General features: G+C 69.1%; 20 protein-coding genes, 1 tRNA gene and 1 riboswitch. Of the genes, 11 read left to right on the top strand and 10 right to left on the bottom strand.

Annotated features, from left to right (window positions below):
* Positions 1-28 precede the first annotated feature (28 nt).
* On the top strand, positions 29-1,084 hold the full coding sequence (locus OED01_RS06050; protein WP_264157475.1) for a YihY/virulence factor BrkB family protein: 1,056 nt from the start codon (positions 29-31) through the stop codon (positions 1,082-1,084).
* Between the two features lie 3 nt (positions 1,085-1,087).
* On the opposite strand, the gene OED01_RS06045 is transcribed toward OED01_RS06050, so the two are convergent.
* Both OED01_RS06045 and argS read right to left on the bottom strand, forming a co-directional pair.
* Complete coding sequence (locus OED01_RS06045) at positions 1,088-1,930, bottom strand: DUF2993 domain-containing protein (protein ID WP_264157474.1); 843 nt, start codon at positions 1,928-1,930, stop codon at positions 1,088-1,090.
* A gap of 26 nt (positions 1,931-1,956) precedes the next feature.
* On the bottom strand, positions 1,957-3,621 hold the full coding sequence (argS, locus tag OED01_RS06040; protein WP_264157473.1) for an arginine--tRNA ligase: 1,665 nt from the start codon (positions 3,619-3,621) through the stop codon (positions 1,957-1,959).
* 70 nt (positions 3,622-3,691) lie between these two features.
* On the opposite strand from argS, the gene OED01_RS06035 reads away from it, so the two are divergent.
* The 6 genes from OED01_RS06035 to OED01_RS06010 all read left to right on the top strand — a co-directional run bounded on the left by OED01_RS06035 (position 3,692) and on the right by OED01_RS06010 (position 7,159).
* Complete coding sequence (locus OED01_RS06035) at positions 3,692-4,492, top strand: SGNH/GDSL hydrolase family protein (protein WP_264157472.1); 801 nt, start codon at positions 3,692-3,694, stop codon at positions 4,490-4,492.
* A gap of 16 nt (positions 4,493-4,508) precedes the next feature.
* Positions 4,509-4,581, top strand: a tRNA-Arg gene (locus tag OED01_RS06030).
* Between the two features lie 190 nt (positions 4,582-4,771).
* Positions 4,772-5,236 (top strand): HIT family protein, encoded by a 465-nt coding sequence (locus tag OED01_RS06025; RefSeq protein ID WP_264157471.1) that lies wholly within the window; start codon positions 4,772-4,774, stop codon positions 5,234-5,236.
* 58 nt (positions 5,237-5,294) lie between these two features.
* The gene (locus OED01_RS06020) at positions 5,295-5,738 is read left to right on the top strand and encodes a MarR family winged helix-turn-helix transcriptional regulator (RefSeq protein WP_264157470.1); all 444 of its coding nucleotides are present in this window, start codon (positions 5,295-5,297) and stop codon (positions 5,736-5,738) included.
* 21 nt (positions 5,739-5,759) lie between these two features.
* Entirely contained in the window at positions 5,760-6,182 is a 423-nt protein-coding gene (locus OED01_RS06015) for an organic hydroperoxide resistance protein (RefSeq protein WP_264157469.1), read from the top strand.
* Complete coding sequence (locus tag OED01_RS06010) at positions 6,182-7,159, top strand: zinc-binding dehydrogenase (RefSeq protein WP_264157468.1); 978 nt, start codon at positions 6,182-6,184, stop codon at positions 7,157-7,159. Before OED01_RS06015 ends, OED01_RS06010 begins: the two co-directional genes overlap by 1 nt.
* A 27-nt stretch (positions 7,160-7,186) precedes the next feature.
* Here OED01_RS06010 and OED01_RS06005 read toward each other — a convergent pair whose 3' ends face one another.
* The 3 genes from OED01_RS06005 to OED01_RS05995 form a co-directional block, all read right to left on the bottom strand.
* On the bottom strand, positions 7,187-7,675 hold the full coding sequence (locus OED01_RS06005; protein WP_264157467.1) for a nucleoside deaminase: 489 nt from the start codon (positions 7,673-7,675) through the stop codon (positions 7,187-7,189).
* 42 nt (positions 7,676-7,717) lie between these two features.
* Positions 7,718-8,173, bottom strand: coding sequence for a cyanase (gene cynS, locus OED01_RS06000; RefSeq protein WP_264157466.1), 456 nt, complete (start codon positions 8,171-8,173; stop codon positions 7,718-7,720).
* A gap of 110 nt (positions 8,174-8,283) precedes the next feature.
* Positions 8,284-9,360 carry a DNA polymerase IV gene (locus OED01_RS05995; RefSeq protein WP_264157465.1) on the bottom strand — a complete coding sequence of 359 codons (1,077 nt, stop codon included), beginning with the start codon at positions 9,358-9,360 and terminating at the stop codon, positions 8,284-8,286.
* A 430-nt stretch (positions 9,361-9,790) separates the two neighbouring features.
* Here OED01_RS05995 and corA point away from each other — a divergent pair, with 430 nt between their 5' ends.
* The 4 genes from corA to OED01_RS05975 are packed head-to-tail and all read left to right on the top strand — an operon-like array spanning position 9,791 to position 13,273.
* Positions 9,791-10,810 carry a magnesium/cobalt transporter CorA gene (corA, locus tag OED01_RS05990; protein ID WP_264157464.1) on the top strand — a complete coding sequence of 340 codons (1,020 nt, stop codon included), beginning with the start codon at positions 9,791-9,793 and terminating at the stop codon, positions 10,808-10,810.
* On the top strand, positions 10,801-11,505 hold the full coding sequence (locus tag OED01_RS05985) for a nucleotidyltransferase domain-containing protein (RefSeq protein WP_264157463.1): 705 nt from the start codon (positions 10,801-10,803) through the stop codon (positions 11,503-11,505). The genes corA and OED01_RS05985 overlap by 10 nt, the downstream gene beginning before the upstream one ends.
* A gap of 26 nt (positions 11,506-11,531) precedes the next feature.
* A complete protein-coding gene (locus tag OED01_RS05980) occupies positions 11,532-12,164 on the top strand; it encodes a GyrI-like domain-containing protein (RefSeq protein WP_264157462.1) in 633 nt (210 codons plus the stop codon).
* Positions 12,161-13,273: a serine hydrolase domain-containing protein gene (locus tag OED01_RS05975; protein WP_264157461.1), complete on the top strand. Its 1,113-nt coding sequence runs from the start codon at positions 12,161-12,163 to the stop codon at positions 13,271-13,273. The genes OED01_RS05980 and OED01_RS05975 overlap by 4 nt, the downstream gene beginning before the upstream one ends.
* 5 nt (positions 13,274-13,278) lie before the next feature.
* Here OED01_RS05975 and OED01_RS05970 read toward each other — a convergent pair whose 3' ends face one another.
* The 5 genes from OED01_RS05970 to OED01_RS05950 form a co-directional block, all read right to left on the bottom strand.
* Entirely contained in the window at positions 13,279-13,671 is a 393-nt protein-coding gene (locus OED01_RS05970; protein WP_264157460.1) for a DUF1304 domain-containing protein, read from the bottom strand.
* A complete protein-coding gene (locus OED01_RS05965) occupies positions 13,668-15,011 on the bottom strand; it encodes an MFS transporter (protein ID WP_264157459.1) in 1,344 nt (447 codons plus the stop codon). The genes OED01_RS05970 and OED01_RS05965 overlap by 4 nt, the downstream gene beginning before the upstream one ends.
* A riboswitch (TPP riboswitch) is annotated at positions 15,002-15,095 on the bottom strand. (Overlaps the previous gene by 10 nt.)
* A gap of 11 nt (positions 15,096-15,106) precedes the next feature.
* Positions 15,107-15,934, bottom strand: coding sequence for a CPBP family intramembrane glutamic endopeptidase (locus tag OED01_RS05960; protein WP_264157458.1), 828 nt, complete (start codon positions 15,932-15,934; stop codon positions 15,107-15,109).
* Positions 15,931-16,656 (bottom strand): tRNA (guanosine(46)-N7)-methyltransferase TrmB, encoded by a 726-nt coding sequence (gene trmB, locus OED01_RS05955; protein ID WP_264157457.1) that lies wholly within the window; start codon positions 16,654-16,656, stop codon positions 15,931-15,933. The genes OED01_RS05960 and trmB overlap by 4 nt, the downstream gene beginning before the upstream one ends.
* Positions 16,657-16,688: 32 nt before the next feature.
* Positions 16,689-17,522 (bottom strand): DUF3097 domain-containing protein, encoded by an 834-nt coding sequence (locus tag OED01_RS05950; protein WP_264157456.1) that lies wholly within the window; start codon positions 17,520-17,522, stop codon positions 16,689-16,691.
* Positions 17,523-17,668 lie beyond the last annotated feature (146 nt).

The raw sequence follows: 17,668 nt of genomic DNA, 5'->3' as shown, positions 1-17,668 counted from the left end.
CGGCCGCCGCGTGGCCTACGTTGGCCGCATGGAGTCAGCACACGACGAGCCCTCTCCCCCGCCGCCGAAGAAGGGCGGCCTGCCTCGGATGCTCGAGCGCATCACGGCGTGGGCGCTGCAGCGCAAGCTCGTCCGAGCCGTGCTGCTGTACGGCGAGCGGCGCGGCGCCATGCTGGCGGACAGCGTCACCTACCGCGCTCTGTTCAGCGTGTTCGCCGGCGTCCTGCTGGGCTTCTCGCTCGCCACGGTGTGGCTCGCGGACAACCCGGAGGCGTGGAAGGCGCTCATCGCCTCCGTGGATGCGGCGATCCCCGGTCTCTTCGGCCAGGACGGCGTGATCTCGGACCCTGACGAGATCGCGGTGCCGGTGGGACTGTCGATCGCGAGCATCATCTCGATCGTGGCTCTGGTCGGAGCGGCGCTCGGCGCGGTCGGTTCGTTGCGCACTGCGGTGCGCACCATCGCCGACACGGTCCAGGCGGACGTGTTCATCGTCTGGGTCGTACTGCGCAACCTGCTCCTCGCGGCCGGGATCGCCGCCGCATTCCTGGCCGCGGCGGTGCTGACAGCGCTCGGCCGACTCGGCATCACGTGGGTCACGGAACTGCTCGGCATGCCGACCGACTCGATCGCCGCCGAATGGGGTGTCCGAGCGGTGTCGATCCTCGTCGTGTTCGCGCTCGATGCGGGCCTGGTGGCCGGCGTCTTCGTGCTGCTGTCCGGACGCCGTGCCCCGGCGCGCGCGCTCTGGTCGGGCGCGGGGCTCGGCGCCATCGGGCTCATCGTGCTGCAGGAACTGTCGACACTGTTCGTCGGCGGCGCGGCGTCCAACCCGCTGCTCGCGACGTTCGCCTCGCTGCTGGCTCTGCTGATCTGGATGAACTTCTCGACCCAGGTGATCCTGATCGCCTGCGCGTACATCGTCACCGGGATCGAGGAGTCCGAGGACCGCGTCAGTGCACGCTTCGGCGCCAGCACTCTCCCGCAGCGGCGAGTGCAGCGGGCCGAGCACGACGTCGCCGTCGCGGTGAACGCGCTCAAGGCGGCCAGGGAGGCGGCGGGGGCGACCGCCAAGCCGGACTGACGCCTACCCGCAGACGCCGTTCTCCTGCAGAGCCGGGTCAGTGAGGATGCCGCCGGCGACGGACAGGTCGGCGACCGCTTCCGTCCCGTCGATCGTCAGGCCCGCGAGGGTGAGCCCGGCGGGGAGGCGATCCGCGATGCAGATGCGCTGCGTCTGGGTCAGGCGTTCACCGAGCTCGCCGAACCGATCCGAGACCTGGTCGGCGTTGAGCTCCACTCCCCCGACGAGCAGCTTGACGGGCGTCAGCGTGAGCTCGCCGCCTTCGGCACCCGGTGTGGCGGTGAGGGCGATCGGCAGCGCGAAACCGAGCACGTCGACCGAACCGGCGGCCGTGACATCCGGTGCGTCGAACGTGAGGGAGTCGATCGGCAGGTCCGTCTGCTCGAGCAGACCCTGGAACTGCTCCTGATCGATGCGGACCGTCCCGCTGGCCGATTCCAGGTCGCCGCCTCGGAGCGGGACGCCGAGGGCGGTGACGTCGACGGCACCGGTGATGTCGCCGATGGCCACGGCATCCGTGGAGAGCTTGAGCTCGGTCAGGCTGCCGGCGATCAGCTGGGGCAGCAGGATGCCTTCGGCCTGCACGTCGAGCTGCTGGTCGGCGGGGAGGTCGAGCTGCTCGATCACGATGCCGCGGGCGATTCCCGGCAGCACGGCACGCGCGATCAGCTCGGCCGCGACGACGAGGAGGATGAGGACGACCACCGTGATGCCGACGACCCACGGCCAGCGCTTGCGCTTCGGCTTGCGAGCGGGCGCGGGGCTTTCCACCGATCCGGGGATCACCAGGGTCGGATGCTCGACGGAGAGATCCGGGTACGGCTCGGTGCGGTTGTCGTCGCTCATGCTCGGATCCTGTCCGTCGGTCGGGGTCACATGCGCTCGGGCGCGGAGACGCCGAGCAGGTCGAGACCGTTGCGAAAGACCTGACCGGCGGCGTCGTTGAGCCACAGCCGCGTGCGGTGCACCGACTCGATCGGGTCGTCACCCTGCGGGATGACGCGGCAGCTGTCGTACCAGCGGTGGTAGAGGCCGGCGAGTTCCTCAAGGTAACGGGCGATGCGGTGCGGCTCGCGCACCTGCGCGGCGAACGCGACGATGCGCGGGAACTCCTGAAGGGCGCCCAGGAGCGCCGACTCGGTCTCGTGCGTGAGCGTCTCGGGCACGAATTCGCCGCGATCGACGCCGGAATCGGCGGCATTGCGGGCGACATTGTGGGTTCGGGCGTGCGCGTACTGCACGTAGAACACCGGGTTGTCGTTCGTCCGCTTCTGCAGCAGTTCGGGATCGAGGTCGAGCGGGGAGTCGGCAGGAGAGCGCTCAAGCGCGTACCGGAGGGCGTCTGTGCCGATCCACGCCTGCAGGTCATCCATCTCGATGATGTTCCCGGCGCGCTTGCTCAGGCGAGCGCCACGAATCGACACGAGCTGCCCGATGAGCACCTCGATGTTTTTGTCCGGGTCCTGGCCGGCCGCGCCGGCGACCGCCTTGAGACGGTGCACGTAGCCGTGGTGGTCGGCGCCGAGCAGGTAGATCTTGTTCTCGAACCCGCGGTCGCCCTTGTTCAGGTAGTACGCCGAGTCGGCCGCGAAGTACGTGTACTCCCCGTTCGAGCGGCGGATGACGCGGTCCTTGTCGTCTCCGAAGTCGGTGGTGCGCACCCAGACGGCGCCATCCTCGTCGAACACGTGCCCCTGTTCGCGCAACCGATCGACGGACTGGTCGATGAGGCTGGAGCCGTCCGCGTCCTTCGCGTGCAGGGTGCGCTCGGAGAACCACACGTCGAACGGCACGTTGAAGCGCGCGAGGGACGCCTGGATCTCGGCGAGTTGGAATTCATAAGCCAGATCGCGGGCGACGGTCAGCTGCTGGTCGTCCGGCAGTCCGAGCAGATCGGGGCGCGCGTCGAGCACGCGCCCGGCGAGTTCGGTGATGTACTCGCCCGGGTAGCCGCCCTCCGGGGTGGGCTCGCCCTTCGCCGCGGCCAGCACCGAGATCGCGAACCGCTCCATCTGCGCCCCGGCGTCGTTGATGTAGTACTCGCGCACGGCGTTCGCACCGCTGGCCAGCAGCAGACGCACGATGGAGTCGCCGAGCGCCGCCCAGCGGGTGTGCCCGATGTGCAGCGGACCGGTCGGGTTCGCCGAGACGAACTCGACGTTCACGCTCACTCCGGCCTGCGAATCGTTGGTGCCGTATGCCGGGCCCGCGTCGACGATCGTCTTCGCCAGGACACCGGCGGCGCCCGCCTCGAGACGGATGTTGATGAACCCAGGACCGGCGACCTCGGCGCTGGCGACGCCGTCGACGTCGACGAGGGCCGTCACGATCTGCTCGGCGAGCGCACGCGGGTTGGTGCCCAGCGGCTTCGCGAGGCGCATCGCAAGGTTGGACGCCCAATCGCCGTGGTCGCGGTTGCGCGGGCGCTCCAGCACGATGTCGGATGCGGTGAGGTCGAGAGCCTCGTCCGGTCGCAGGGACGCCGCGATCGGGGTGACGACGGCGAGGAGGGCTTCGGCGAGGGAGTCAGGGTTCATAGCGACCCCAGTTTACGGCTCCGACCGGGTCGGAATTTGCGCTGAGCGGATCGTGATCTACTCTCATGCCATGAACCTGGCTTCCCGCGCGCATCGAGGGCGCGTTCTCGCGTCGTGCGCACTGGGCCTGGTGGCGATCTCGGCGCTGCTCCTGGGCCTGTGGCGACCGTGGGCTCCGCTGCCGGAGGCCGCCCCTGTCGGCGCCGGTGATGCGGCCATGGTGGTCGAGCCCGCGCCCCTCGCGTTGCCGGAGCATCCGGTGGTGCTGGTATTCGGCGACTCGTGGACCTACGGCTCCGCCGCGGCGCCGTTCACCCATGGATACGCTTACCTGCTCGGCGGCCTGCTGAACGGCGAATCGGTCGTCAAGGGCGTCCGCGGCAGCGGATACCTCAAGCCCGGCCTGGACGGTCCGGCCTTCGGCGAGCGGATCGCGGCGCTGAACCCAGGGCTCGCGCCCGATCTCGTGATCATCCAGGGATCGATCAACGATCGACTCCAGGGCGAAGCCGGATACCGCGAAGCCGTGACCGCGGCCTGGGACGCATTGGCCGGTCTCTATCCGGATGCCGCGATCGTCGTGCTGGGACCCGCACCGCACGAGCTGCCGGTCGGCGACGGAACCGCGCGGATCGACATGGACCTGGGCGAACTCGCCGCCGCACGCGGCTGGTGGTACATCTCCCCCATCGAGCGGGAGTGGATCACCCCCGAGAACTATCTCGACGTGATCGATGTGGACCTGGGGCGCAAGCATCCGTCGACCGCGGGCCACCAGTACCTGGCGAGCAAGGTGGCCGAGGCGCTCTCGGAGTTCGGCGGCGAGCCCGCTGCGGCCCCCGTCGCGTCGGAGACCGACCCCGAGCAGTGATATCGTCTTTCGGTACGCCTCCGTAGCTCAGTGGATAGAGCGCCGGTTTCCGGTACCGTAGGTCGCAGGTTCGACTCCTGTCGGGGGCACACGTTTTTCACGCGAAGAGGGCCGTCCATCCGGACGGCCCTCTTCGCGTATCCCACGGCGATCGGGAAAGAAGACGAACGTCGGTTCTGAGCATCCAGAACCGACGTTTCTCTTCTTTTCTGATTCCGATCGCCCCCTAGGATCGGCAACCATGAGCCCCGACACCGCCCTGGACCGACGCACCGCCTGATGCCCTGGTGGACCGACGAGGAATGGACGCAACTCCATGCGGCCGACGGCTGCGGAATGTGCGGCGACGCGCACCTCGAGTCGAACCCGCACAGCATCCTGATCGCCTCGACGGAAACGACCCATCTGCGCCTGGCGCGCAATCAGGCACATCCCGGGTACTGCCTGGTGATCCTTCGCGAGCATGTCACGGACCTGTCCCTGCTCGAACCGACGCAACTGGCCGCGTTCTGGCGCGACGTGCAACGTGCCGGTCGCGCGATCGGGGCGGCCCTGGACCCCCGGAAGATCGACTATCTCGTCATGGGGCATCGGATGCCGCACCTGCACTGCCACCTGCTGCCTCAGCACTCGAGCGATGATCCGACCCGGAACGTCGACATCTCCGACGGGCCCGTGCTCTGCGAAGACGCCGTCCTGGCCGAACGAGCACGCGCCATCCGCCAGGCAAGGATGGCGACCTGACGCGTCGCGTCGTCGCATTTAAGTTGTGCACAACTCAATGGCGTGCAACCATAGTGATATGAGCATCACAGACGAGATGGTGTGCTTCTCCCTCTACTCCGCGGCCCGTGCGACCACCCAGACGTATCGCACGCTGCTCGCACCGTGGAAGCTCACCTACCCGCAGTACCTCGTCCTCGCCGTGCTCTGGAACGAGGGTGACCAGACGATCGGCTCGCTCGGCGATGCCATGCAGCTCGACTCCGGCACCCTGTCTCCCCTGGTGCGACGCCTCGAGCAGGCCGGTCTCGTCACCAAGTCGCGCAGCACCACCGACGAACGCGTGGTCACGGTGCAGCTCACAGACGAAGGGCTCGCGCTCCGCGCCGAACTCGCCCCCGTGCGTGCCCAGGTCGCCGAACTCGCCGGCATCCACGACGACGCCCACCGGCGCAGGCTGATCGCCGAGCTGCAGGAACTCACCGCTCTGCTGCAGGCCGGCGTCCCGGCCACCACGAACTGACAACCGAAAGGAATCCACACGATGGAAGCCCTGTACACCGCCGAAGCCCTCGCCACCGGCGCAGGCCGAAACGGCCGAGTCGCCACGAGTGAAGGACGCCTCGAGCTGAACCTCGCCGTCCCCGCCGAGATGGGTGGTTCCGGCGACGGAGCCAACCCGGAGCAGCTGTTCGCCGCCGGTTATGCGGCCTGTTTCCACTCGGCGCTGCAGAGCGTCGCCCGCGCGCAGAAGGTGTCGATCGCCGACTCGTCGGTGGGCGCCCGCGTGCAGATCGGCGCGAACGGCACCGGCGGCTACGGGCTGGCCGTCCAGCTCGAGGTCGTCATCCCCGACCTGCCGCACGATCAGGCTCAGGCGCTGGCGGATGCCGCGCACCAGGTCTGCCCCTACTCGAACGCGACGCGCGGAAACATCGACGTCGCCATCACGGTCTCGGAGGACTGATGCGCGCTCTCATCCATCACACGTTCGGCCCGGCGGAGGATGTCCTCGTCCTCGAGGACCGTCCGCTCCCCGAACCCGGCCCGGGCCAGGTGCGGCTGCGCATCCTGCTGTCCCCCATCCACAACCACGACATCTGGACGATCCGCGGCACCTACGGGTACAAGCCCGAACTGCCCGCGGCATCCGGCACCGAGGCCGTCGGCATCGTCGACGCGCTCGGCGAGGGCGTCGAGAATCTCACCGTCGGGCAGCGCGTCGCCAGCGGCGGAGCGTTCGGCGCCTGGGCCGAGTACCTCGTCGCAAGCGCGGCAGGACTCATCCCCGTGCCGGATGCGCTCCCCGATGAGGCGGCCGCGCAGCTGATCTCCATGCCGTTCAGCACGATCAGCCTGCTGCAATTCCTCGACGTCCGAGAAGGCGACTGGATCGTCCAGAACGCGGCGAACGGTGCCGTCGGGCGCATGCTCGCGCAGCTCGGCGCCGCGCGCGGAGTCAACGTCCTCGGTCTCGTCCGACGCGCCGAGGGCATCGAGGAGCTCCGTTCGCAGGGCATCGAGAACGTCATCTCCACCGATCAGGACGACTGGCGCGAACAGGCGGCGAGGCTCACCGGCGGCGCCCCGATCGTCGCCGGCGTCGACTCGGTCGGCGGCGCGGCATCCGGCCACGTCCTCTCGCTGCTCGCCGAGAACGGCACCCTCGTCGCCTTCGGCGCGATGAGTTCACCCGTCATGGAGATCTCGTCCGGAGATGTCATCTTCAAGCAGGCCACGGTCAAGGGCTTCTGGGGCAGCAAGGTCAGCCAGACGATGGATGCCTCGACGAAGGGCGCCCTGTTCGGCGAACTGATCCAGCGCGTCTCCGACGGCACGCTCACCCTGCCGGTCGCCGGCATCTTCGACGCCGCGGATGCCGCGGACGCCGTGCGCGCCAGTAACACGGCCGGACGCATCGGCAAGGTGCTGCTGAAGTTCTGAGCCGTCCGGTCGGGGGCGCGGGGGCCATCACACGCCGTCGCGCTCCCATCGGCGCTCGTGCAGCGCGCGCAGCTCTTCGGCGAAGCCGAGTGCCGGGCCATCCACGACAGCACCAGGGACGACGTCCTGGATCGGCAGCGGCGCCACCGGCCCGGCGGGGACGCCGCGCTCGGCCGCCCACGCGACCAGCTGCGCGGTCGAGCCCGCGTACACGATGCGCCCCAGCCCGACCCAGCCGTGAGCCGCCGAGCACATCGGGCAGTGCTCGCCGGACGTGTACACCACGGCATCCGCACGTTCCGCCGGAGTCAGATGCGCGGCTGCCCACCGGGCGATCTCGAACTCCGGATGCCGTGTGCCGTCGCCGTCCTTCACCCGATTGCGGTCCTCGAACAGCACCTGTCCGGCGCCCGACACGAGGACGGAGCCGAACGGCTCGTCGCCGTCCTCGAGTGCCTCACGCGCGAGATCCACGCATCGGCGAAGGTGGACGAGATCGGTCTCCGAGATGGTCATGGTGCCAGCGTCGCGCCTGCAGGGCGACGCGCGCAAGCCGGTTCAAGCGGTTCCTGACACCCACGCGTACGGCAGGAACTTCCCGTCGATCGTGATCACGACGCGGTCCCCGTCCGGATGCGCGACGCGGTCGAACGAGATGCTGCAGTTGATCGCGCTCATGATGCCGTCGCCGAACTCGTCGTGGATGAGCGACTTCAGTGCCGGACCGTATACCTGGACGAGTTCGTGGAAGCGGTAGATCGTCGGGTCTCGGGAGATGTCGGATTCCGGTGCGCGGTTGGGCTGCCTGACGAGGGCGGCGATCAGTTCGTCGTCCAGATCGAGCGCGTAGCCCAGTTCCTCGGCCTGTTCCGAGGTCAGCGGATGCATTCCCAGCGCTGCCGCGGCCAGCCAGACCGGTGGGATGTCGAGCCGGTCGGCCAGAGTCCGCCAGCTGAGCCCTGCGCGTGCACGCCGCTCGTCGATCAGCTCGCCGGCATCCTGCTTCGAGATCATGACCTACCCACTCCTTCCGGCGCACTCGGCGCCTGACGTTCCGTGATCAGAACGCTAGGCAGGCGGTGTTGCGGCGACGCATCCGCCGCGTCACGGGCGCGTTACGTTCGTCAGATCCGGCCCCGGACGGGCGTCCGCTCGGCGGTGTCACCGCCGGTGGGCATCGCCATCTCCGCGCGAACGCCCAGCAGCCGCACCTCTCGCTCGTGATCGAGGGCCTCGGCGAGCGCGACGGCGGCAGCGATCACGTCCTCGCGGTCGGTCGTCGGCGCGGGGAGCTTGCGGCCGAAGGTCTTCGTCTCGAAGGGCGCGTACCGGACCTTCAGGTGCACGCGGATGACCGGCCTTCCTTCGGCCGCGCAATCCTCGAATGCGTCGGCAGCCAGCTCGCGCACGGCATCGACGACCTCGGCTGACGTGGTGAGGTTCTGCTGGAACGTCGTCTCGCGGCTGTGGCTGCGCGCGACCCACGGGGTGTCGTCGACGACGGCCGGGCCGCTCCCGGAGCCGAGCCCGTGGTACCAGACGCCCATCTTCGGACCGAACTCGCCGACCAGTTCGCTCTCCTCGGCATCCGCGAGCTGGCGCACCGTGGCGATCCCGTGCGCGGCGAGTCGCTTCTGGACCTTCGGGCCCACACCCCACAGGTCGCGCGTGGGCTTGTCCCCCATCACGGCGAACCAGTTCTGCTCTGTGAGCCGGAACATCCCGCGCGGCTTGCCGAACTCGGTCGCGATCTTGGCTCTGATCTTGTTATCGCCGATCCCGACGGAGCAGTGCAGACCCGTCGCCGCGTGCACGGCATCCTGAGCTTCGCGGGCGACGGCCTCCGGGTCGTCGGTCTCGATCCCGAGGAAGCACTCGTCCCACCCGATGACCTCCAGTACGACGCCTGGCAGCGACCGCAGCGTCGTCATCACCTCGTGGGACGCCTGCTCGTACGCCTCGTGATCGACCGCCAGGAACACGGCGTCCGGCGGCGCCTTGCGCGCGGCGATCTTCAACGGCATCCCCGAGCCGATTCCGAAGGCCCGAGCCTCGTAGGATGCCGTGGAGACGACCGCCCGCTCGGTCGGATCGCCCCGGCCGCCGACGATCACGGGCAGCCCCGCGAGCTCGGGTCGGCGCAGCACTTCGACCGCGGCGATGAACTGATCCATGTCGACGTGCAGCACCCAGGCAGCCATGCGACGAGTCTGGCGCGCATCCCGGCCGTTGTCACCCCGGCGCTGCTGCACCCACGCCCAGGCAGGGGTCGCATAGTGCCGCGTCGCCCGGCACGCAGCGACGATCTGCGCCCCCTCCCGGCCGCCCGTGGCCAGCCAGGGGTCGCGAATCGCCGCCTCCGGACGCGCGAGGCGACCAGACACGCCACCTCCGCGAATTCGAGACCAGGACGGTGGTGTACCCTTCAGGAGGCCGATCCGGCCCCACGACCGACCCGAAGGCAGGTGATGCGCGATGTCCAGTGATAGTCGCCGCGCCACCGCTCATGCTTCGCTGGTCGGCATCTCGATGCGTTGATCCTCGCACGCAGGCGGTGGCGTGAACGCGCGTGTGCGCGCCCCACCGCGACGTCGCCCGACGTCGTGCAGACGCCCCTGATCGAGGTGACCCATGACCGCACTCATCGACAACGCCGTGTACGTCGAAGGACGTCGCACCGGAGCACCCGGCTCCCTGACAGACACGTACGAGACCATGCGCGAGAACGCCGGCATGGCGTGGATCGGCCTGTACCGTCCGAGCCCCGAAGAGGTGCACTCGATCGCCGAGGAGTTCTCCCTCCACCCCCTCGCGGTCGAGGACGCCCTCTCCGGACACCAGCGCGCGAAGCTGGAACGCTACGGCGAGACGCTGTTCGTGGTACTGCGCCCGGCCCGCTACCTGGACGCCACCGAGGTGGTCGAGTTCGGCGAACTGCACATCTTCGTCGGCAAGGACTTCGTGGTGACCATCCGTCACGCCGAATCGCCGAGCCTGGGGACCGTGCGGCGGCGACTCGAGGCGACACCCGAGTTGCTGGCGATGGGCCCGGAGGCCGTCCTCTACGCGATCCTCGACGAGGTCGTCGACGAGTACGGTCCGGTGATCGCCGGGCTGGAGAACGACATCGACGAGATCGAGGATCAGATCTTCGCCGGCGACGAAGCCGTGTCCCGCCGTATCTACGAGCTCTCGCGCGAGGTCATCAACTTCCAGCGCGCCACGCGCCCCCTGATCGACATGGTCGAGGCGCTGCGTCGGGGCTCCGACAAGTACGATGTCGACATCGAGCTGCAGCGCAGCCTGCGCGACGTGCTCGACCACACCCTGCGCATCGTCGAGCGCGCCGACTCGTTCCGCGCCATCCTGGAGAACGCGCTGAGCCTGAACGCCACGCTCGTCGCGCAGCGGCAGAACGACGAGGTCCGCCGGATGACGGAGCTCAGCCTCGTGCAGAACGACGAGGTGAAGAAGATCTCGGCGTGGGCAGCCATCCTCTTCGCGCCCACGCTTGTCGGCAGCGTGTACGGCATGAACTTCGACGTGATGCCGGAACTGCACTGGAGCTGGGGATATCCGTTCGCGATGCTGCTGATGCTCGGCGTCGGCGTCGGCCTCTACGCCGCGTTCAAGTGGAAGAAGTGGCTGTGACACCGGGCGGATACGCGGACATCACGGAGGACTTCGTCGCCGCGCACTTCCCGGATGTCGAGGTCGCCGTGATCGGAGGCAGCACGTCGCGCGGTGAGCGCACCCGCACCAGCGACATCGACCTGCTGCTGATCGGCGACGCCCTCTTCGACGACTCGCGCGAGTCGATGGCGGCGACGTATGCGCACGCGGGCGAGATCTTCGAGGTGTTCGCCTACACGCCGAGGGGGTTCGACGAGTGGGCGCGTCGCGGTGTCGCGCAGCACCGTCCGGTCATCGTGCACATGCTCGTCGAAGGCGTCGCGGTCCGCTCCGGCCCGGAACTCGAGCGGCAGCGCGCGCACTGGGCGCCGATCCTCGCAGCCGGTCCGTCTCCGACCGATCAGGAGCTCGCCACGCGTCGGTACGTCATCACCGACCTCCTCGACGACCTGCGCGACGCAGAAGACCCGCTCGAGCGCCAGGTGGTCGGCGCGACGCTGTTCGAGCGGACCGCCGAACTGATGCTCCTGACCCACGCCCGCTGGATCGGCACCGGAAAGTACCTGCCACGGCGACTGCGGGAGTGGGACGTCTCCCGCGCCGACGCGCTGGCGCGCCCGCTTCTTCTCGGCGACCACGCCGGGCTCGCGGATGCGGTCTCCGCCGAGCTGGACCGCGCGGGCGGCCGAGTGCAGGCCGGTTTCGTGCGCTGACGAATCGGACGGGCCATGATGGCTACATGACGGAGAAGATCGACTTCAAGAAGTCCGTCGACGCCTACCGGGCACGCTCGGGCGCCTTCCGCATCGTCGACGTCCCGCCTCTGCAGTACCTGATGATCGACGGCCATGGCGATCCGAACGCGGCGCCAGAGTTCACGACCGCCGTCGAGGCGCTGTACCCACTCGCCTACACCCTGAAGTTCGCCAGCAAGCGCGAACTCGACCGCGACTTCGTGGTGATGCCGCTGGAGGGGCTCTGGTGGGCAGAGGATCATGCCGCGTTCACGACGGCGCGTGACAAGTCGCAGTGGTCGTGGACCCTCCTGCTCATGCAACCGGACTGGGTCGACGACGCCCTCTTCGCGGATGCCGTGGCGACGGCATCCGCGAAGAATCCGACCGCGCGCATCGGCGAGGTGCGGCTCGAGCGCCTGACGGAAGGCCTGTGCGTGCAGACGCTCCACGTGGGCGCCTTCGACGACGAGGCCCCAGTGCTGGAGCGCATGCACGACGAGTTCATCCCGCAGAACGCGCTGTCGCTGACCGGGCGACACCACGAGATCTACTTCAGCGATCCGCGCAAGGGCGACCCTGCCAAGCGGCGCACGATCCTCCGCCAACCCGTCACCCGAGGAGACGAGACGTCATGACCGACCTGACCGGACTGCTGGACGACCACGTCGCCCGAGGTACCGCGCCCTGGATCATCGTGGCCGACGGCACGGCGGACGGACGCCTCGACATCACCACCGCCGGAGACGTCGCCGACGACGCGATCGTCCGGATCCAATCGATGACCAAGGCGGTGACGGCGGTCGCGGCCCTGCGCCTCGTCGCGGACGGACGCCTCGGTCTGGACGATCCCGTGGAGCGGTGGCTGCCCGAGCTGGCGGACCGGCGCGTGCTGCGGACGCCGATCTCTCCGCTGACGGACACCGAACCGGCGAACGCCCCGATCACGGTTCGCCATCTGCTCACCAACACCTCCGGATACGGCATGGTCGCGACGCCCTCACCGCTGAAGGACGCGATGATCGCGAACCGGACAGAAGCGTCGCAGGAGGCCGTCGCACTGGGCGCGCAGGACTGGCTGAACGCGCTCGCCGAGCTTCCGCTGGCGTTCAACCCAGGCCAGGGCTGGCGCTACCACCATTCGTTCGGCATCCTCGGCATCCTGCTCTCGCGACTGACCGGAGGTCCGCTCGAGGCGCACCTGACGACGGACGTGTTCGAGCCGGTCGGGATGGTCGACACCCGTTTCACCGTTCCGGCGCAGGACGCCGATCGGTTGCCCGCCGCGTACGGGCGCGATGGCGACGGGACCCGGTACGAGATCGAGCCGCGTGCCGGCGGTTTCTATGTCTCCCCCGCCCCGTTCGATGTCAGTCACGCCGAGCTCGTCTCGACCGCGCGCGACTACGCGGCGTTCGCGCGGATGCTCGCCGCGGGCGGCAGGATCGACGGCCGTTCGTTCGTCTCCCCCGAGCTGCTCGCCGAACTGCGGACCGATCGGATACCCGACGCGCTGAAGACCCCGGACAGCTTCTTCCCCGGGTTCTGGGACGGTCTGGGCTGGGGTTACGGCGTGGCGGTCGTGACGGCAGGCGAGCATGCGGGACGCTTCGGCTGGTCCGGCGGGCTCGGCACCGACTTCTTCATCGACCCCGACGGGACGTTCCGGATCGTGTTGACGCAGATGGAGATGGGACCCGCCGTCATGGCGCTGTTCGACGACCTGCAGGGGTCGCCGGGCCGCTGAACGGCTCAGCCGATCGCGACGCCGATCGCCGTCGCGATGACCGCGAGCAGCGGCAGCGTGCCCTGCATGGTCGCCGCACGCGCCTTGGAGCGGTCCGACAGGATCAGCACCAGCGCCGCCGCCAGCATCATGCCGGTGCCGGCGAAGACGAGCGTGAGTCCGACGGTGGTCGCCCCGACGATGTACATCCCGACACCGAGGAACGCCGTGAGCGCGAGGAACAGGTTGTAGAAGCCCTGGTTGAAGGCGAGCGCCTTCATCGTCTCGGCATCCGCCTCGCTCGCGACGCCGAACACCTTCCGTGTCGACGGCTCCGTCCACTTCAGCGACTCGAGGGCGAAGATGAAGACATGGAAGGCGGCTGCCGCTGCGGCGAGGATGAGCCCTGCGATGATCATGCTCTGATTCTGTCGTCTTTCGCTGCCTCCTGGGCCGCGACGGGCCGATCGACCGGGCGTGCGATCACGGCGCCAACCACTCCGAGGGCCGCGGCGACGATCATGATCGCCGCCACCGGCCACCAGTGTCCCGTCGCCGCGACCAGTGCCGTGGCCGCGAGCGGCGTCAGCCCTCCACCGATGACCCCGGCGATCTCGCGGCCGATCGAGATACCGGAGTAGCGGCGGCGCGCGGGGAAGAGCCCTGCGAACCACAGCGGCTGCACGCCGTCGGCCGCCGCGTTCACGATGCCGATCGTGACGGCGACCACCCCGATGATCGCCGCCGCGCTGCCGCCGTCGAGGATGAGGAACAGGGGAACGGCGAGCAGGCCGAGCCCGGCGAGGCTGCACGCCGTGAGCGTCGTCATGCCGATCCGCTCGCCGAGCGCACCCCAGACGGGGCACATCACCGCGGCGAGCGCCGCCGCGACCAGCACTGCCGTCAGGGAAACCTGAGCCGAGAATCCCAGCACCGTCGTCGCATAGCCGAGGAAGAACACCGTGATCGTGTAGAAGCAGGCGTTCTGCCCCGTCCGTACGAGCACGACCGAGATCACGTTCCGCGGCGCGCTGAGCGCCTCACGCAGAGGTCGCCGCCGCTCGACGCCGTCATCACCGGCGAGGAACTCCGGGGACTCCGTCACGCGGCGCCGCAGCACGAGCCCGACGACGACGAGCAGGATGCTGGCCAGGAACGGCATCCGCCAGCCCCACTCGAACAGCGCCGCCTCGTCCAGCAGTGCGACCACCACGACGAAGGCGAGATTGCCGAGGATGAGGCCGACGTACAGGGAGGCCGCGACGATCCCGCCCCGCAGACCGCGCCCGCGCGGGGCGTGCTCGAGCGCCATCAGTATCGCACCCGGCCACTCTCCGCCTGCCGCCAGGCCCTGGACGAAGCGCAGCGCGACCAGTGCGATCGGCGCGAGCACACCGATCTGCGCGTATCCGGGCAGCAGACCGATGCACACCGTGGCGAGGCCCATCACCAGCAGCGTCGCCGTGAGGACCGGCCGGCGCCCGAACCGGTCCCCGAGGGACCCTGCCAGCAGACCGCCGAGCGGACGGGCGATGAATCCGGTCGCGAACGTGGCGAACGACAGCAGGATGCCGATCAACGGGTCCTGGGCCGGGAAGAAGACCACGGGGAAGACCAGCGCGGCCGCCGTGCCGTAGAGGAAGAAGTCGTACCACTCGAAGGCGGTGCCTGCCGCGGCGGCCGCTAGCGCGAGCCTGCCTCGCCCGGCAGGGCGCTCTGTGGTCGGGTGGACGGGCTCGATGAGTGCGTGCGTGTGCATCGCGACATCCCTTCGCTAGTACGAGCTAGATCAGGTTCGACGGGTGTGATCTCAGCCGCGCGTGCGGCACCCCGTGTCACTGCAGACGAGCTTAGCTATACGAGGAAGATCGGCAGCATCCCCGGGTTGTGCGCGTGCACGAGCACGGCGAACACGACGGCATCGAAGAGCAGGTGCACCGTGACGACGTACGCCAGCGAGTGCGTGCGCAGGAAGATGAATCCCTGCAGCAGCGCGAACGGGATCGTGAGCAGCGGACCCCACTCGCGATAGCCCAGCTCCCACAGGAACGACACGAAGACCACGGCCTGCAGGACATTCGCCACGGCGTCGGGGAAGTGGCGACGCAGCAGCGCGAAGACCGTGCAGATGAAGAACAGTTCGTCCCAGATGCCCACGGCGCCGACACCGACGAAAAGTCGGAGGATGAGCTCCGGGGTGTCGACGACGGGCCAGTTCTGGTAGACGCCGCTGGTGATGAAGTAGAACGGCAGAATGAGCCACCCCAGTGCCAGGACTGCCGCGAGCCAGCCCCACTGCAGTCGACCCCAGCGCTGTCCTGTGCGCCACGGGAACGAGATCGCACGGTCGCGGTAGACGTACCGCGAGACGAGGTAGGGGACGACCACGGCTCCGCCGAGGGCCAGCGTGAAGCGCAGCATGGCGAGGTTGTCCAGCTCGGCCGCGAGCGGGATGACGCTCACGATGAGCATCCCGATCGCGATGAGCGACAGGTCCCGCGTCAGCGACGGCGCGGCTACCGTCACGGCGCGCCGCTCGAGCATCCATGCCGCTCCGACACCTGCGGCCAGCAGCACCCAGCCGAGCCACGCCCACTGCACGACGAAGAAGGCCGGCGCCGCGAGGCAGACCAGCGCAGCGGGTGCGATCCCCCAGCGGGACCGGACGACGGTCGTGCTCACGCGCGCGGCTTCCGGCGGTACGTGAGATCGCGGATCTCGCGCCCCTTCGTGATTCCCTTGCGCTCGAACGCGGTCATGGCACGGCCGTCGAAGCGATCGCCCCACTCCCCCTCGAACGCGCGCTCGAACAGCGGCTCGGCGTCCAGCACCTCGCGCATCTGCAGGGCGTAGTCCTCCCAGTCGGTAGCCAGACGCAGCAGCCCGCCGTCGGCGAGCGCCCTGGCGGCCGTCGCACCGAATCCATCGCGGATCAGTCGCCGCTTCGTGTGCCGCTTCTTGTGCCACGGGTCGGAGAAGAACACCCAGACCTCGGAGGCACTCGCCTCCGGGAGATAGGTCGCCAGGACCTCAGGTGCGTTCGCCTCGACGAGCCGCAGATTGCGGACGCCCGCCTTGTCGGCATCCAGCATCGTGCGCGCGAGCCCGGCGCGGAACACCTCGATCGCCAGGAAGTCGTCTTCGGGGCGCGCGGCGGCAGCAGACACGATCGCGTGGCCCTGGCCGGACCCGATCTCGACGATCAGCGCCGCGTCGCGGCGGTACTCGGCTGCGACGTCGAGTCGCGCATCGGCATGGACGCTCGTCGAGGCGATGGCGCGCGGAACATCGAGCAGGTAGTGACCGGAGAGTTCCTCGAACGCCCGCTCCTGCGCCTCCGACATGCGGCCGCTGCGGCGGACGAAGGACACGGGTTCATCACGGAACGTGCGGGGCTCGGGCATACCTCAAGGGTAGTCGCGGCGGCGAGGCGTCCTCACGGGGCGGTGACGAAGTCGATGAGCTCCTCGATCCGGCCGAGGAGCGTCGGTTCGAGGTCGCGATAGGTGGTGACCTTGCTCAGGATGGCCTGCCAGGCGCGGGCGATGTCGGCCTGGTCCTCGTGCGGCCATCCGAACGCCTTGCAGATGCCCACCTTCCACTCGATGCCCCGAGGGATCTCCGGCCAGCGCGCGATGCCCAGCGCTTCCGGTTTCACGCACTGCCACACGTCGACGTACGGGTGCCCGACGATGCGGACGTGTGCACCGTGCGGTCCTCGTGCGACGGCTTCCGCGATGCGCGATTCCTTGGACCCGGGGACGAGATGGTCGACGAGCACACCATAGCGGCGTTTCGCGCTCGGCGGCTCGGCCGCGAGCAGCTCGTCGAGCAGGTCGACGCCCTGCAGGTACTCGACGACGACGCCTTCGACGCGCAGGTCGGCGCCCCACACCTTCTCGACGAGTTCGGCGTCGTGGCGGCCTTCGACGAGGATGCGGCTCGGCAGCGCCACGCGGGCGCGCTGGTCCGCCACGACGAAGGATCCGGATGCCGTCCGTCGGGGCCCCTTGTCCTTGGGAGCAGGCGGGACGAGTCTGACGGGTTCGCCGTCGATGAGGAATCCCCCACCGAGGGGGAACAGCCTTCTGCGCCCCTTCCAGTCCTCCAGCTCAACGGTGCCCGACTGCACCTTCGTCACCGCGCCGCAGAACCCGTCGTCCGCGACCTCGACGACGAGGTCGGCCTCCGCGGGGACCTCTGGGATCTGCTTCGCGGCGCGTTCGCGCCAGCCCTTCGCGAGCACATCCGCGCCGTACCTGTCCTCCATGCCTTCCAGCGTATGCGGCTCCGAACCGCTTCCCTGCGACGACACAGACAGTTTCCGTACAGTCGGTACCCTCGGTTCACGTCAGTGAATAGACTCGTGCTCAGTGGGGGCCCAGCGTCTCCCTGGAGGGAGCAGAATGCGGTCAC

The sequence above is a fragment of the Microbacterium sp. M28 genome, from assembly GCF_025836995.1.
GTDB lineage: Bacteria > Actinomycetota > Actinomycetes > Actinomycetales > Microbacteriaceae > Microbacterium.
Note: the sequence above shows the minus strand (reverse complement) of the source record. Positions and strands in the feature narration are given on the sequence as shown.

Coding starts and splice junctions, on each gene's coding strand:
- OED01_RS06025 (WP_264157471.1), top strand. CDS start 4,772: ATGCCCTGGTGGACCGACGAGGAATGGACGCAACTCCATGCGGCCGAC.
- OED01_RS06020 (WP_264157470.1), top strand. CDS start 5,295: ATGAGCATCACAGACGAGATGGTGTGCTTCTCCCTCTACTCCGCGGCC.
- OED01_RS05950 (WP_264157456.1), bottom strand. CDS start 17,522: ATGGAGGACAGGTACGGCGCGGATGTGCTCGCGAAGGGCTGGCGCGAA.
- OED01_RS06035 (WP_264157472.1), top strand. CDS start 3,692: ATGAACCTGGCTTCCCGCGCGCATCGAGGGCGCGTTCTCGCGTCGTGC.
- OED01_RS05970 (WP_264157460.1), bottom strand. CDS start 13,671: ATGATCATCGCAGGGCTCATCCTCGCCGCAGCGGCAGCCGCCTTCCAT.
- OED01_RS06005 (WP_264157467.1), bottom strand. CDS start 7,675: ATGACCATCTCGGAGACCGATCTCGTCCACCTTCGCCGATGCGTGGAT.
- OED01_RS06045 (WP_264157474.1), bottom strand. CDS start 1,930: ATGAGCGACGACAACCGCACCGAGCCGTACCCGGATCTCTCCGTCGAG.
- OED01_RS05980 (WP_264157462.1), top strand. CDS start 11,532: ATGACGGAGAAGATCGACTTCAAGAAGTCCGTCGACGCCTACCGGGCA.
- OED01_RS06015 (WP_264157469.1), top strand. CDS start 5,760: ATGGAAGCCCTGTACACCGCCGAAGCCCTCGCCACCGGCGCAGGCCGA.
- trmB (WP_264157457.1), bottom strand. CDS start 16,656: ATGCCCGAGCCCCGCACGTTCCGTGATGAACCCGTGTCCTTCGTCCGC.
- cynS (WP_264157466.1), bottom strand. CDS start 8,173: ATGATCTCGAAGCAGGATGCCGGCGAGCTGATCGACGAGCGGCGTGCA.
- argS (WP_264157473.1), bottom strand. CDS start 3,621: ATGAACCCTGACTCCCTCGCCGAAGCCCTCCTCGCCGTCGTCACCCCG.
- OED01_RS05995 (WP_264157465.1), bottom strand. CDS start 9,360: ATGGCTGCCTGGGTGCTGCACGTCGACATGGATCAGTTCATCGCCGCG.
- OED01_RS06050 (WP_264157475.1), top strand. CDS start 29: ATGGAGTCAGCACACGACGAGCCCTCTCCCCCGCCGCCGAAGAAGGGC.
- OED01_RS05975 (WP_264157461.1), top strand. CDS start 12,161: ATGACCGACCTGACCGGACTGCTGGACGACCACGTCGCCCGAGGTACC.
- corA (WP_264157464.1), top strand. CDS start 9,791: ATGACCGCACTCATCGACAACGCCGTGTACGTCGAAGGACGTCGCACC.
- OED01_RS05965 (WP_264157459.1), bottom strand. CDS start 15,011: ATGCACACGCACGCACTCATCGAGCCCGTCCACCCGACCACAGAGCGC.
- OED01_RS06010 (WP_264157468.1), top strand. CDS start 6,182: ATGCGCGCTCTCATCCATCACACGTTCGGCCCGGCGGAGGATGTCCTC.